Raw genomic sequence first — 15,423 nt, 5'->3', positions numbered from 1 at the left:
AGCAACTTCTTTATATGCAGAACTTTTAGATGTTTTAATAAAACTCAAAATATTCACAATTTTTTTAGTTTTCGAATATAGCATAAAAAAGAATATGATTTTCTTAGTTTTTCTATCAGAAAACAAGCTGAAGGTTTTACAAGAAAGTGAAGGAGTAAGTGTTATTAAAGAATAGGTGAGAGGTTGTTTTATATACCTTCTACAAAAAACACGGCATTTTTATTTAAGTCGTAAAAACCAAATTCGTTAGTATTCCAAGGAGTGTTGAGTCTTAGCTTATCTTTACTAAGGGTTCCTCTTTCAACTAGTTCGTTAAAAATTGGCATTAGATTTCTAACAAATATTTTAATCACAGAACCACCAAGAAGCGGATCGTCTTCCGTATCGGCATGCCATTGCAAATGAATACAAAGATTTTCTCGTCTCATCACCGCATACATGCTGTTTTTATGCAAGAGTTTAAATCCAACCTTTGTTTGATACCAGTTTATATCCCTGTCAATATCTTGACTAGGCAACACAGGAGATATTTCAATAAATTCTGTTTTCATAAGAATGTAACATTCTATTATAAGAATAATAACAGATTTTTACGAACTAAATTTTAATTAAGTAAAAATCCGTTATTATTTTTATACAATATTATATCAAGTTATTGGTTAGCTATTGATTCAATAACTTCATCTTCAATCCGTTTTTCTTTTGGGTTAGTTTTTATAATTTGAGAATCATTAATGTCAGCAGTTTCTAATGATTTCAGATAATTTTTAATGTTTTTATATTCAATTATAGATTCTTTTAATTCATCTAACAAAGTGTTATAAGAGTCGATTTTTATTTTTTCAATTTTATTTAAATCATCACTCAATTCTTCATTAATTGTAAATTCTTTTGGTGCAATGTTTTCAAAAAAACGTGCTATAGCACTAGCTGATTTAAATTCTATGAAACTATTATCGATTTCCCTCAAGTTTTTAAAATTACTTATTACGTTTTGTCGTTGGTTGTTGAATTTACTTTTAGTTTTATCCAATTTATTTGTAAGGTCTAAATTTAAGATTAAACCTTTTACATAATCTGTATAATCCCTAACACGAAAACCGGTATAATAAACTTGTGTAGAATCTTTAGTTGAAGCGACTTCATCTCTCGAATATATTACACCTCCATTAACTGTTATAAAAGGATTGTTGGCTGCAGATATATTTACGTTTACTTTTGCTACTGTTGATATACTATCATGTACAGCTGTAGCAATCTTGAAATCGTTAATCTTAACACATGAACTTACAAAATATAATTTATAATTAGGATTAGACTCAAAGCTATTAGCTAAAATACCTAAATTATTCTTTTCATACCTTTCATATAAATATTCAGCTTCGGATTTATCTGATTGCCAATGAAGGACTTGCATTTTTTTAATTTCTATTAAATATTCTATATATTGCTGTTTTGAACTATTTAAAGAAGTACTAAACAGTTTTGTATATTTTACATCTAAATTTCCACCAGCTTTTTTCCTTAAGAAATAGTGATCTTTAATACCTTTTGAAGACTCTATAAATTCAGGAGAATTTGTTTTAACAGTAATAGCATCTAGACTTTTTTTTCCGATAGGGTCATATAAAATAAATTTTCCAAGAGGAAAGAAGTTGTTATAGTTAAAAGCTTTGTCTTTTTCCTTTTTTAGAATGCTTAAATAATTTTTTCTTTCGATTTCAGAAATAAATTCAGTTATAGGTTTTGGAGCTATATTCCGTGGTATTACAGCATTTAAATCAAGAAGGGTAAAATTTGATTTTCCAGTTTTGATATTCTCTATTTTTGATTGTAATTTAAGAATTGGTTTTTTAGTACCATCGGCTTCAATAATAAAACCTTCGAAGTTTATAAATTTAGTTTTTCTTTTTTTTAACTTGATTTTCAGTAATTTAATTGAATTAAGGTTTCTTATAGAATATGGTGTTAAATGTCCTTTACTGCCATTTTTGTCTGTAATTTGATAATATATAAGTACTTCATTAGCATTTGATGTCCCTATTCCTAAATTAAATTTAAAGTAATAGCTACCTGCAAATAAATTTGTACTTATTAAAAATGTAAAGATTAATAATAATTGTTTATTCATAATAGTTGATTTTAATTTGCTCTAATTTATATATGGATTGTTGTTTTTCTTATAGTTTCTAATAAGACTATTTTTAATGGGCTTCCCTGAACAGTTAAATAACTGATTTATGTGTTAAGTGTTTGATTTTCCGAAGTTAAGGTTGGGAGTGGAGTTAAGATTATGGAAAACCTTACTTTAAGTAAGTTATTTTCCTGTTTTTTTATAAGGGAAATCACTTAGAAAGCATGTAAAGGAGTGTAATAAGATTAAATGAAGTATAGTAATAGAAAATTAGTGTGAGTATGGTACTAATAAAAAAAGGCAGCTAAATACTAGCTGCCTTTTGTGTTGCTTAATTGAATAAGTCTTTTAAATATACGGGGTACTCTTTATAATTAATTACATGGTATACAGATTCTACAAAATCTGAAGATTTATAATAAGGATCGTTATTTTTAATAACCGTGCTTACATAGTCTTCATAAGTAGCAATATTATCATAACGTGTTAATTCTATTTGTTTTGTTTGCCAAAATGTGTTTTTACTATAGTTATAAAAATCTAAGTTTTTTAAGGCTTCTGGTAGTGTAGGTATGATAACTTGATTACTGTTTTTTTGACTGTCGTATACAAAAGTCCAACTATAATCGTAGGTAGCACCTATAGAGATTTTGTTTTTTAACCACAGTCTACCAACATTATGTGCAGCTCCACTGGTGGTAATTTTAACTGTATTCCCAGTAACTGTGTTGTATTTTACATTCCAATTAGGCTTTTCAAAATTAGCTAAGGGAGTTCCTTTTCTTTCAGTAATATAATTTCTAGAAACTAAACGGTGTCTGTATGCATCAAAGTTGGTGTTTAAAGGATACTCATTTGGCTTATTTGTTCCCAAAGTACTACTTCCTAGTTTTGCATTAAATATTTGGTGATACACATTGTTTGTATAATCACTCTGGTTTTCAAAACCTTGGATAGTTAATACAGGTCTAAGGTCTGCACCTGGTAAATAATCCTTTAAGGTAAATTGATTCACAGTTATGTTTTGGTTATCAAAATCGGTACTATTTACTTTAAAACCGTTGTTAACAGGACTATTTACAAATTGGTAAGTATAACTCGTTGCAGGATCGCCAATATTATACGAATAGAAATACATACGGTTTGTTTTCTTAGGAGCTAAATAGTCTACCTTAAACTGCGTACTACCTAGTTTTCTACCTTTATAATCGATTCCTTCTGAATAGATATTGTGATTTGCTGTAAAGTTTTTTAATTCATAGGTTTCTTCAGAATCTTTTGTATACGGATTTTTAGAAGGTACTTCCATAGTACCAGGAGAACTTGTAGTTAAATTCTGAATGGTAGAAATTCGATTAGCTCCATTGGTTAACACATCGAAAAAAGTTAGCATAAACTCATCTGTATCACTAAATGCTTCTGTTGAGTTTAAGGTTACTTCTGTAGTACCAGTTTCTATTTTAACTGTGTTGATAGGGCTTCCGTCAGGTTTTGAAGCAAACACCCAAGACTTTGCAATGTTTGAAGCAAAATAATCACTAGGAATTTTAATAGTAATTAATGCATAAAGATGTTCTATCTTGGTATTAATCGCTAATTCACTCGTATTTCCTAAAGCATCTTTTGCTATAAATTTAAAAGCGCCGTTCCCAGTAGTATAGGCATTAGGATTGAAGTCAAAAGGATTGATGGTAGCGTTGTCAAAATATTGAATACGTTTGTTGTTGTACAATACTTCAAAGGATGCGATTTCAGAAAATTCATCCACAACTTTCGGAGCAAACTGAATAACTTCAGAAATCACTTTTCCTTCGTTAATTGCTGTAATGGTAATCTTTGGACCTGAATTATCAGAGGTAAAATTAATCAGCTTTTTAGATACATTGTTATTAGAATCAGTAGCAATAATTTCTATAGTATGCTTACCATCGATTACATTGGCAGTATGTAAGTTAACTTTATACTTTCCATCTGTTATGTTGGCAATCGGTGTATTGTCAAAAAGCACCGCTACATTATTTATACCATTATCATCACTTACTTTAAAGGTTAGCGTATTTGTACCCTTAATAATAGATGCTTCTTTAATAGAAACTTCTGTAATAGAAGGTAAATCATTGTCTATAATAAACGGAATAGCATCAGAAATAGCTGTATTTCCAGCGGCATCATGAGCTTTGATTTTTAATTTGTGGTCTCCCGATTCGTACTTTGAAACATTAATGTCAAACTCAAAAGGAGTTTTGGTAGTATTGATAACTTTAATATCGTCGATAAAAATTTCTACATTGCTTACTTCTACATTATCGGTAATTATGGCATCAATTTCAATAGTATTACTAATAACTATTGGGTTCTTAATTTTATCATTACTAATATCATTTACTGTAAATGATTTGATTACAGGGGGTGTGGTGTCATTCTCAACTAAATTTCCCGTACTATCGCTGCTACACGATTGTATTATTAGGAACAAAACAAATGAACAAATAATAGCGGTAAGCTTTTTCTTTTTACTAATCATAGGTGTTTAACTTTTTTATTTTTACTTAGTTAAATAGGAGGAAGACTATCCTTTTACTTAAATTTTTGTCCAGCAAAATTCTAAAAAAAAGAAAATGAAAAATTGTATAAAACGGACATTATTTAAAAATGTATGGAAATTTTTTATTGCCAACTTTTGATACTTGATTGAAGAATGATGTTGGGTTTGTATTAGTAAGTTCCTGGAATTCATGGTTGAAATGAGCAGAATCATAGTATTCGTTTAACAGAGAGACTTCTGTTAACGAATTGTGGTTATTTTTCATAGCGATGGCATTTCTAAAGCGTTGTATTTTTTTGAATGCTGAAGGAGAACATCCCAAGTAAGTATGAAATAAACGATTAACTGTTCTTTGCGATACATGTGCTTTAGCCGCCAAGTCTTTGATTTTAATAGATAAATCACTTTTTAAAATGCTAATTATTTGCTCAATGGTACTTAAATCCTTCTTTTGTAGTTGCGATAAGAGAAAGTCTTCGAGTACTTCAATTCTTTCTTCTTTAGGATGACTGTAGAGTTTTTGAGAAAAATTGGTCCAAATATCATTATCTACAAACTGGAAAGGTTTTCCTGCAACTTGTTCAAAGTTTTGTTTGAAAAAATAGTTCAATCCAGTGGGCGTGAAATTGATACAAATTTCATCTACAGCATCTAAATAAAATAAATGGACAGGATGTAAATATTTTCCTAGTGCAACGACAGATTGTACGTTATTTGGATTTTGATTTACCGTTATTTTATAATCATTGTAGTTTACGGTTGCTTTTGATAGAAAAACAATAGCACTATTGTTGTGGGGGAACGCAAGGTAATTTATAAGTTTAAAATTTTCTTTTTTAAGGAGCGTGAACTCAGAAATATATTTTTTTAGAATTTCTGATTTTGGTTTACAAACATTATACATGTTTAATTCTTTTATAGCTTAGGTGAATATGGTTTATACCATAATTTGTTTTTTGTAGAAGGGAAAAAACGAAAGCTAAATAGAATTAATCATCCTTAAAATTGATAAACCTTTCAATATATTTTTTGAAAGAATGCATAGCAATTGGGGGTTGATATAAAAGAAAACAAAGGTGATTTTTAAAATATTGATAAAATGTTAAGCTTAGTATAAAAATTGATTTTTAACAGTTAAAATTTAGGGGGTAAATGAAATAACAATATTCTATTTGTTTTTTATATATAAAAGAATAATGTAGCATGTTGTTAACTGCTAATTATATGTATTTTTAATGCGCAGTTAGTAGTAGTTGGCAGTTTAACAGCACAAAATATTCAGTTTATATAATATGAAAAAAGTAATTATTCTCTTATTTATTTTTAGTATCCAATCTTCTATAGCACAGGAGGTAATAACTACGAAAGCTAAAATAAAAGGAAAAGTAGTCAACTCTAATACTGGAATGTTAATAGTAAAAACAAAGAAAGAAGTTTTAGCAGTCAATCCAGAAAGTAAGAAAGTAGCATGGAAAAATAAGGAGTTGAAGAAGGTAGATATGGATTCCTACAAAGAAATTCCTTTTACACCTATCGTTATTTTTGAAAAAGATCCTTTAATTAGCTCTAAACTATTATCCAATGCATTTGGAACAAAAGGTGTTTCTAGAATTATCTTAAATAGTATCAATGGTAAAATACTTTTTAACTCAGAAAAACACGGATTTAAAGCTGTAAATAAAACATTATTAATACCAGAGCAAGATGCTATTTTGGTCAATGGATTAAAAAAGAAGAAAGTAGTATTGGCTCTTTACAATTACGATAATGGAAAACTTATTTGGGAAAATGATCTAACTAAAAGTGGTTTTTTCAAGGCAGTTAAAGAAGCTTTTCTAGACACTGAAAAAATAATGTTAGATAAGCAAGGAGATATTTTTTGGTTACATAATAAACAGCTCCTAAAAATAAATAAGCTTACTGGAGAAATAGTATTTCACCAAAAGGATGTGAATACTATAGAGATGAATAGAGAAAAAGATGTAGTCTTTGTATTTACAGATAAGATAGCTTTAAAAAAGCTAAACGAAGAAACTGCAATTTTTGCTAAGCACACCAATTCTATGGAACCTGTATGGGAAGCCCCTATAAAAATTGTAGGTAACATAAAGAATACAATTGTCGATAATGAAAGAATGGTGGTTATTACATCTAAAGGATTTAATGTAATAGATAGTTTAGGCCAAAAGCAATGGGAAAAACCTGAGCTATTACCCTTAATAAGAAAGATAGTTCCAATAGAAAAAGGATATTTAGTTGTTCAAGAAAAGGAATTGAATTTTGTTAACACAAAAGGGAAAAAGCAGTGGAAAAAGTCTGTAAGAATTTCACTAATGCCTAATGAAAATCCAATACATTTATTTAATGAAGGAGACAAAGTGTTATACATAACACCTTCTAAGGCAAATATTATTGATTTATTTACTGGGAAAGCTTTGGATAAAGAAATCGCCTTAAACGATGAAGGGTTTATTGTAAGAAACTTAAGATTAAAAAAGCATTTTTTTAGAATTTGGTACGACCAAAAAAAGCAACAGTTTCCTGTGTATAACGAAAATGAGTTGTACGTATTCAACATCAATGATTCTTTACCAAAATCATCATTCAAGTTTAATTTTAAAGGACAAATTCCAGATTTAGATATTCGTAAAAAAGGATATTTTATGCATTACGATAATAAGTTTTACCTGTTCGATTTTAAAGGAAACTTAATTTACGAAAGAGAATATCCATCAAATCAGCACCGATCATTTTTTGAAAAAGCTTTTGGATTTGTACAAGATGGTCTAGGTGTGTATACAGCAGCTATAGGTTTTGTTGGAAGTCAATTAAATCAAACATTTAAAAACGTATTAGTTACAAAAGACCTAGGTTTTTTGAGTACGATGGCTTCTGATGTATATGGAACCTATCAATCTTACGAAGGAACATTAGGAAAACTAACGAAATTGAATGTTATGGACTTCAATTCGAGTTTAATGCAAATATTTAGTCGTTATAAAAAAGGGCAAGAGAATAACAACAGTTTATTGGTAACTGTAGCTAATGATAAGGATGATACCAAAAAAATAATACGATTGTTTGTTGATAGTGGAGATGAAAAACTAGTAACCAAGTTAAATGAAGATCAGGATGATTTTATCATAGATCAGATTGAAAATAGAATCTTCTTCTTTACTAAAAAAACAATAACCATAGAAAAGCTAAACTAAAAAGTAGAGGAAGTAATGTGTTAGTATAATCATAGCTCAAGCCATTACTTCCTACTAACTTTACTCCTTTTTACTACCTAAGTACTGTTTCCCATTATAGCCCCAATTTCCCATAGGAACTTCATCAATAACTATATGAGTGGTTTCTGGTTTCTTATTTAAAATATCTACAACCAATTGGGTAGCTCCTTCAATTAAAAGTCTTTTTTGTTTTTGAGTTACATTTTCGTCGGTGATTCTAAAATTAATATATGGCATGTTTTTATGAATTAAGATTAATATGTTGTAATTGAAATAATAATTAGTCCCATTTAGAACTTGTAGAAATAGCGTGTTTACCAGCTCCTAAGAATATAATAGAGGTAGCTCCAAATAAAAATAAGGCTTGTAGTTCTATAGCCCAACCACCATATTTATTCAGAGCAAAAATATCAGAAGCATGTGCCATTAAAATGGCAATAAGCATATTAAAAGCTAGAATAAAACTAGCAAGTCTAGCTCTAAAACCAATAAGAATAAGAATGGGGGCAACGATTTCTCCAATGAAAACTAGATAGGCAATGAATTCAGGTAATCCTATTCTACTTAATAAACTTTTGATAAAAGAATAGTTAGCACTTGTGTTGGCGATACCATGAAAAAGAATAAGTAATCCTATACTAAGTCTTTGAATGAGAATACCTATTTCCTTGTTTTGAATTTTTTCTAAGATGTTCATGTTTTAAAATTTTGAGAATTAATATCAGTACAAAATTCAAGTAAAACAGAGACATCTAATAGGAGGTAAATCACGATTAATGAGTGATAAACATCACATTAAAACAATTATGATTTTAACCTACTTAGAGTTTCTCTTGAAACACCTAGATAGGCAGCGATTAGTTTTTTAGGAACTCGTTGAAAAAGTTTAGGGTATTGTTTTAAAAGTAATTCGTAACGTTCTTTAGTCGAGTTTTTTAAGAGAGATAATATTCTATTTTGTAAAGCAATACGACCATATTTGCTTTTTTTAGCCCAAAATCGCTCCATTTTATGCATAGATTGAGTTAGTTTCTCTCTATTTTCATAGGTAATGTATAAAAGTTCAGAATCTTCAATACAATCAATAGAAAGTTTGGTAGGACTTTGTTTAACAAATGATTCATAATCAGTAATCCACCAATTTTCCATACCAAATTGTAAGATATGTTCTTTACCATTGTCATCAAAAAAACAACTTTTTAAACATCCCTTAAGCACCCAATATTCTTTATTAGCAATTTCGCCTTCTTGTAAAATATATTGGTTTTTACGCTTCTTTGTATGTTCGAAATGACTTAAAACAAAGTCAAACTCATCATCAGAAAGAGAAATAATTTCTTCTATATGTTGTCTAAGTGGGTGCATTACAAATAGTATTAAAAAACAAAAATGAGGAATTATGAATAAAAAAGAAGTGATCTACCTCACTTTTAAAATTAATTTAAAATACAGCTTGAAATAAAAGATACTCAGTATTACAAAGAAGTATTAAATATAGTAAGTTTGTAGAGTAGATAGTAGTAATTACTTCTAGTGAACCTACTTAATTAAAAAGGTTGATAAAACACTCCAAATAATGACAAAACCAACAATCAATATAGGGATATTGGCTCATGTAGATGCAGGAAAAACAACGCTTACTGAACATTTTTTATATAATTCAGGAGCCATTAGAACTTTGGGGAGTGTAGATAAAGGTTCGACAAGTACTGATAGTTTAGATCTTGAAAAAGAACGTGGCATTTCTATAAAAGCAGTAACTACTTCTTTTGAGTGGAAAGGAACAAAAATCAATTTAATTGATACACCAGGGCACGTAGATTTTTCTAGTGAAGTAGAACGAGCATTATGTGTAGTAGATGCCGCAGTACTAGTAGTATCGGCAGTGGAAGGAGTACAAGCGCATACGCTAAATATTTGGGATTCTTTACAAGAATTGAAAATACCGACTATTATTTTTATTAATAAAATTGATCGCCAAGGAGCAGATACAGAAGCTACCGTAGCGCAATTAGAGCAGGATTTAAAAATTAAACCAGTTGTATTGTATGCGTCAGAAAACGATGGGCTAACCAATGCTACAACCATTCCTGTTTTTAATACGGATGCTCATACAACAGTTAAAGAAAAATCGATTGAACATATTTTAGAAGGGGAAGAGGATTTATTAGAACGCTTTTTAAATTCAGAAGCTATAACAGATGAAGAATATTTAAATAGTATTTCTAAACTAACGAAAGAGCATAAAATAGTTCCAATATTTACTGGAATAGCCAAAAATAACATAGGAGTAACTGATTTATTAGATGGAATTATAGCTTATTGTCCTACTTCTAAAGTAATAGCAAAAGAAGAGTTATCAGCCTTTGTTTTTAAGTTAGAACATCATAAGGTGTATGGTACCATGGCACATGTAAAAGTTTTTTCGGGAGAATTATCTTCAAAAACAACAATTTACAACCATACACAGCAATTAGAAACTAAAATTAATCAAACCAAACAGCTACATCACACCAAGTATATTGATAATGTAGTTTTAAAATCGGGAGATATAGGAGTAATTACTGGAGTTTTAGGAACAAAGTCGGGAGATATTTTAGGTAGTCCAGAAGGTATTCCTAAGCTTCCACAATTGCATATACCTGTATTAAGTGTTCAAGTAGTTCCAGAAAATAAAGCCGATTATAATAGTTTAGCTGAAGCACTTCAGCAAATAGATAGAGAAGATCCTTCTTTAAATTTTAAATGGTTTAAAGCAGAAAAGGAATTACAGTTGTTGTTAATGGGGCAAATGCAGATTGAAATCTTAGAACATGTTTTAAAAGACAGGTTTTCAATCAAAGCAAGTTTTACAGAGCCACAAGTGGTATATAAAGAAACAATTAGTACAAAAGCAGAAGGCTATATTAGGTATTGGATGCCAAAACCTTGTTGGGCAATCATGACTTTTTTAATTGAGCCAGCACCTTTAAATTCAGGGGTGAGTTATAGTTCTATTGTATCACAGAACGATGTGCATATTAAGTATCAAAATGAAGTAGAACGTACAGTACCAAAAGCATTAGCACAGGGAATATTGGGTTGGGAGGTAACCGATGTAAAGATTACCTTAATAAAAGGAGAGGATCATAATGTGCATTCAAGACCGGGTGATTTTAATTTAGCAACTCCTATGGGAATTATGAAGGGATTACAGGCGGGAGGAACTCACTTATTAGAACCCATCTTAAGTTTTGAAATCAAAGCAAAAGAAGCTTTATTAGGAAAAATAGTTTCAGAATTAAGTACTCGAAGAGCTATTTTTGATTCTCCAGAGTTTAAAGACGATATTTTTAGTTTAAAAGGAACCATTCCTGTAGCAACTTCCTTAGATTTAAGCATTAAACTTAATGCTATAACAGGAGGTAAATTAAGGCTACGATTACAATTTTATGGCTACGATACTTGTCCAGAAGGAGAAGGAGTGATTAGAGAATATAAAGGAGTAAATCCTTTAGATGAAGCTCAGTGGATATTACATCGTCGTGGAGCTTATAAAGCAGATGAGCGTGTGATTTAGTAGTTAATTAAAGAAAGAGAATTTTTTATTCAACTTTAAGAATCAATCCAACATTTGGTATTGATTCTATAGATATAGAAGGGTCTTCTTTAAAATATTTACGCAGTTTACTAATAAAAACATCCAAACTTCGTCCTGTAAAATAATCGTCTTCTCCCCAAACATTGTTTAGTATTTCAGACCTTTCAACAATTTCATTTTTTGAGTTAGATAATAAAGCTAAAATCTGTCCCTCTTTTTTGGTAAGTCTTTTAGAGTCGTTAAAACCATTTAAACTTAGATTAGCTCTGTTAAAAACAAACTGACCAATAGTATATTCTTTTACAAACTGCGATTTATTTATTTCATACCTACTAAGTATTGCATTAATTCTACATACAAGTTCCTCTTCATTAAAGGGCTTGGTTACATAATCGTCAATACCAATTTTAAAACCTTTTAATTTATCTTCATTCATTGATCTAGACGTAAGCATTAAAATAGGAGTTTTAATTTTATGTTTTCTTATCTTTTTTGCTAGTGTAAAACCATCCATTTTTGGAAGCATTAGATCAAGAATACAAAAGTCATAATAACCATTTGTATATGCATTATAGCCAGATTCTCCATCTCTATACAACTTAACATTAAAACCATTTTCTTCTAGGTATTCCAATAACATAAAGCCTAGGTTTACATCATCTTCTACTAACAAAATTCTTTTTTTATTACTCATATGCTAAAGGAAGTTTAATTATAAAAGTTGTTCCTACATTTACTTTACTTTGTAATTCAATGGTGCCACTCATTTGTTCAACGACCATTTTTACATAGGATAATCCTAGTCCAAAACCTTTTACATCGTGTAGGTTTCCTGTAGAAATACGATAAAATTTTTCAAAAATTAGATCGATTTCCTTTTTAGGAATTCCAATCCCATTATCTTCAATAGAAATAATTAACTGCTTCTCTTTATTTACTGTTAAAATACTAATATTAGGTTGCTGTTTGCAGTATTTGATAGCATTGTCTAGAATATTTGATAAAGCATTTTGAATAAAGGATTCTTTTCCTTTGATAATAAAGTTTTCTGCTGTTAAATTCAGAGATATATTTATGTTCTGATTAGAAGAATTAAAGCTTTTTTGAAGGTTAAAAATGATTTTATGAATATCAACAGAATTCAATTTTAGTTTTGAAAAATTATATTCTTGTTTCGCTAATTCAAGAATATCTTCACTGCTAATCATGATTTTTTTGCTTTCAAAATCAATAATTTCAGTATATTTTCTAATATTTTCAGGACTTATGTTTTTAGATTTACGCTTTAAAAAATTATTAGCAAAAGCAATATTTGCAATAGGAGTTTTAAACTCATGAGTCATGTTATTTAAAAATTCCTTAGTCTTTTCAGCGTTTCTTTTTTCTTTTTTATAATGATGAAAAAGGTAAACAATAACCACACTAATAAATAAGATAATTAAAACAGAAGAGATAAATACAGGACTGATTTGTTTAAATAAAAAATTTGATTTGGAAGGAAACTCCAATTGCATTGCCAAACCAGATCTATTAATAGTTTGGTCTAGTTTTTTAGTGTAGGTGTTTTTATTATTGGGGATTGTAGAAATCTGACAAAAATCAAATTTATAATTTAAGTCTAAATTATTAGCGATTAATTCAGTTTTAATAATAGAGTCTACACTATGCCATTCTTTTTTAGATTTAAACTCTCTACTGCAATGGCTATTTGAAGTTTTAAAGCAAGGCTCTTTACCGTTGGTGTTAAAAGCTTCTTTAACAGTTTTACATACATCGTAATCGTCAGAAACTTTGGAAACGATGCTATCTAAAATAACTTCTGCTTTTTGATTAAAATACTCTTGCTGTGTTATAGCTGCGTTATAAACATAAAGTAACTGGTTGATTAATAGACTAATCAAAAGAATAAAAGCAACAGCTATAAACCAATATAATTTTTTGTTTTTCACAGTAACAAATGTATATATAATTTTTTCTGAGTCTTAAATTTTAACCTCGTCTTAACCTGATATAACCTCGCTATAACTCAAATAGGGCGAGTTCTTCTTTTACTTTGTACATCATTTATAAACAAGATCTCTTAAGGAATGAGAGATAATTAAAACTAAAATTATGAGACCAAGAATTAAATCAATTATGTTGTTTTCCTTATTTGTAATAGGAATGTTATTTAGTACCAATGCTATAGCTCAATCTTCATGTTGTGGAGAAAAGAAGAGCGATGAAGTTACTTGTACTAAAGATAATACAAAGAATAAAAAAACTTCTTGTAAAGAAGTAAAAGCAACAGCTGCTACTTCTGGTTGTACTCCTTCAGCTTGCAGAGGAGCAAAAACAAAGTTTGGAGAAGCTAAAGTAATAACTAATTTACGTAAAGAATTAATTGGTTTAAAGGCCAACATGGAAAAGTCTACGAAACCTAAGTTTGATTCAAGGTCTTATGATATACATGGAATTGTAGGGGAATCTGATGAAGAAAGCTTACAAATTATTGTGAAAGAAGTAAATATTGTTGAAAGAGCATTTTCAGAAAAGTTAAATTATAAAATGAAAGGTTTTACTTTACCTAAAAATAAGGCACAACAAATCGTTTATTTAAGTGAAAGAATAGCATCATTAAACAAACTTTTATAATCTTCATTTTAAGCTCTTATCAATGCTTTTTTGAGATAAAGAATCTTCAATAAGAGAAGGTTCTTTATTTATTAATTTCCATATCAATTTTCATGACTTTTAGAAAAATCATCAGTTTATCAATTGGGCTAAGCTTTATTGTATTATTAATTACAGGTGTTTTATCATATTTTAATGCGTATTCTAGAGTAGTAGCAACATTACATACAGGATTTGGATTGTTATTTACAATTGGCGCGATATTTCATTTAAAAAATAACTTTCGTTCACTTAAAATGTATAGTAAAGGAAGAGTGTTTTTAGTAGTGTCTATTGTTTCTTTCATTTTTGTATTAGCAGCATACTTTCAAATGTTTCCTTTTAGTTCTATGATGGATTTTGGTGCAAAGCAAAAGGCAACATCACAGCAAAAAATGAATTTGTCTGAGTATGAAATCATTGAAATGAATATGGATAGAGATGTTAAATTATCTATTGATTTATTAAAATCAGAGCATTATTGGCATCCCCAAATGGCAATATGGTTAGAAGATAAAAATGGCAATTATTTAGAAACTTTATTTGTTTCTAAAGCAACAGCTAAAGGGCTTTTCTTTGGAGGAAGAAGTAAAGATAATTTTAAAAGTTTTGATGAAACTAAGAATGCAGTAGGAAACTATAGAAGGGTTAATGCACTACCAGTTTGGTCTCATAAAAGAGGAGTTCAGTATTCCGATGGTATGTACGTTCCTTCGAGTAATGACATATTTCCAGATGCAATAACTGGAGAAACAATTACCAATAATTTTAAATTAATAACTTCAATAAACAAGTTTTCTAGTTTAAAACTAAAAATAGAATTGAATGTAGCTTTTGATGATAATGAGTTTTATTCTGAGTTTAATTTTCCAAACGATAAAACATATCATAGTGGTACAGGACAGTTGGGGCAACCATCAATAGTATTTGAAACTCTTTTAAACTTTAATAAAGAGCAGTATTATTTGATGAAGTTAATAGGACGTGGTCACCATTCAGGTCAAACAGGAGAATTATTTAAAGATTTATCAACACTAACTACTGCAAAACAAATAGTTGAACGTATTATTGTTGGAGTTCATAAAAAATAGAAGTTAATAATTATCTCTTTTCTTTTTTAAGAATCGTGTAAACCAAATAGCAATTATGAATACGGTAATAGATATAATTATGGATTTTATCTCAATCATAAAGTAAAAATAAGAAATATAAAATAGGTAGTTTTTTAATTGAATGTTACAGGCTAAAATCATATAATAAAAATTTGAAATTAATATAT

At 29.1% G+C, this 15,423-nt stretch carries 13 protein-coding genes; 4 read left to right on the top strand and 9 right to left on the bottom strand.

Going from position 1 to position 15,423, the window contains the following annotated elements:
• Positions 1-188: 188 nt before the first annotated feature.
• The 4 genes from ACOQN8_RS16325 to ACOQN8_RS16310 form a co-directional block, all read right to left on the bottom strand.
• Positions 189-551, bottom strand: a complete 363-nt coding sequence (locus ACOQN8_RS16325; protein WP_420553486.1) for a VOC family protein — start codon at positions 549-551, stop codon at positions 189-191.
• Positions 552-652: 101 nt separating this feature from the next.
• Entirely contained in the window at positions 653-2,131 is a 1,479-nt protein-coding gene (locus ACOQN8_RS16320) for a hypothetical protein (RefSeq protein WP_420553485.1), read from the bottom strand.
• 334 nt (positions 2,132-2,465) lie between these two features.
• Positions 2,466-4,658 (bottom strand): Ig-like domain-containing protein, encoded by a 2,193-nt coding sequence (locus ACOQN8_RS16315; RefSeq protein WP_420553484.1) that lies wholly within the window; start codon positions 4,656-4,658, stop codon positions 2,466-2,468.
• Between the two features lie 118 nt (positions 4,659-4,776).
• A complete protein-coding gene (locus ACOQN8_RS16310; protein WP_420553483.1) occupies positions 4,777-5,583 on the bottom strand; it encodes a helix-turn-helix domain-containing protein in 807 nt (268 codons plus the stop codon).
• A 388-nt stretch (positions 5,584-5,971) separates the two neighbouring features.
• On the opposite strand from ACOQN8_RS16310, the gene ACOQN8_RS16305 reads away from it, so the two are divergent.
• Complete coding sequence (locus ACOQN8_RS16305) at positions 5,972-7,891, top strand: hypothetical protein (RefSeq protein WP_420553482.1); 1,920 nt, start codon at positions 5,972-5,974, stop codon at positions 7,889-7,891.
• A 60-nt stretch (positions 7,892-7,951) separates the two neighbouring features.
• Here the strand turns inward: ACOQN8_RS16305 and ACOQN8_RS16300 are convergent, their stop codons facing one another.
• From ACOQN8_RS16300 to ACOQN8_RS16290, 3 genes are all read right to left on the bottom strand, one after another.
• A complete protein-coding gene (locus tag ACOQN8_RS16300) occupies positions 7,952-8,149 on the bottom strand; it encodes a tautomerase family protein (protein ID WP_150899503.1) in 198 nt (65 codons plus the stop codon).
• Positions 8,150-8,192: 43 nt separating this feature from the next.
• A complete protein-coding gene (locus tag ACOQN8_RS16295; protein WP_420553481.1) occupies positions 8,193-8,609 on the bottom strand; it encodes a DoxX family protein in 417 nt (138 codons plus the stop codon).
• Positions 8,610-8,716: 107 nt separating this feature from the next.
• Entirely contained in the window at positions 8,717-9,277 is a 561-nt protein-coding gene (locus ACOQN8_RS16290) for a Crp/Fnr family transcriptional regulator (protein WP_235274863.1), read from the bottom strand.
• Positions 9,278-9,488: 211 nt separating this feature from the next.
• Here ACOQN8_RS16290 and ACOQN8_RS16285 point away from each other — a divergent pair, with 211 nt between their 5' ends.
• Positions 9,489-11,471, top strand: a complete 1,983-nt coding sequence (locus ACOQN8_RS16285) for a GTP-binding protein (protein ID WP_420553480.1) — start codon at positions 9,489-9,491, stop codon at positions 11,469-11,471.
• A 25-nt stretch (positions 11,472-11,496) separates the two neighbouring features.
• On the opposite strand, the gene ACOQN8_RS16280 is transcribed toward ACOQN8_RS16285, so the two are convergent.
• Positions 11,497-12,186 carry a response regulator transcription factor gene (locus ACOQN8_RS16280; protein WP_150899499.1) on the bottom strand — a complete coding sequence of 230 codons (690 nt, stop codon included), beginning with the start codon at positions 12,184-12,186 and terminating at the stop codon, positions 11,497-11,499.
• Complete coding sequence (locus ACOQN8_RS16275; protein ID WP_420553479.1) at positions 12,179-13,441, bottom strand: sensor histidine kinase; 1,263 nt, start codon at positions 13,439-13,441, stop codon at positions 12,179-12,181. The genes ACOQN8_RS16280 and ACOQN8_RS16275 overlap by 8 nt, the downstream gene beginning before the upstream one ends.
• Before the next feature lie 163 nt (positions 13,442-13,604).
• Between ACOQN8_RS16275 and ACOQN8_RS16270 the strand changes: the two genes are divergently transcribed.
• Both ACOQN8_RS16270 and ACOQN8_RS16265 read left to right on the top strand, forming a co-directional pair.
• On the top strand, positions 13,605-14,126 hold the full coding sequence (locus ACOQN8_RS16270) for a hypothetical protein (protein WP_420553478.1): 522 nt from the start codon (positions 13,605-13,607) through the stop codon (positions 14,124-14,126).
• Positions 14,127-14,218: 92 nt separating this feature from the next.
• Positions 14,219-15,235, top strand: a complete 1,017-nt coding sequence (locus tag ACOQN8_RS16265) for a hypothetical protein (protein ID WP_420553477.1) — start codon at positions 14,219-14,221, stop codon at positions 15,233-15,235.
• Positions 15,236-15,423: the final 188 nt, after the last annotated feature.

The organism is Tenacibaculum aiptasiae, assembly GCF_965221665.1.
Classification (GTDB): domain Bacteria; phylum Bacteroidota; class Bacteroidia; order Flavobacteriales; family Flavobacteriaceae; genus Polaribacter; species Polaribacter aiptasiae.
This window is presented reverse-complemented; position numbering and strand designations above follow the sequence as displayed.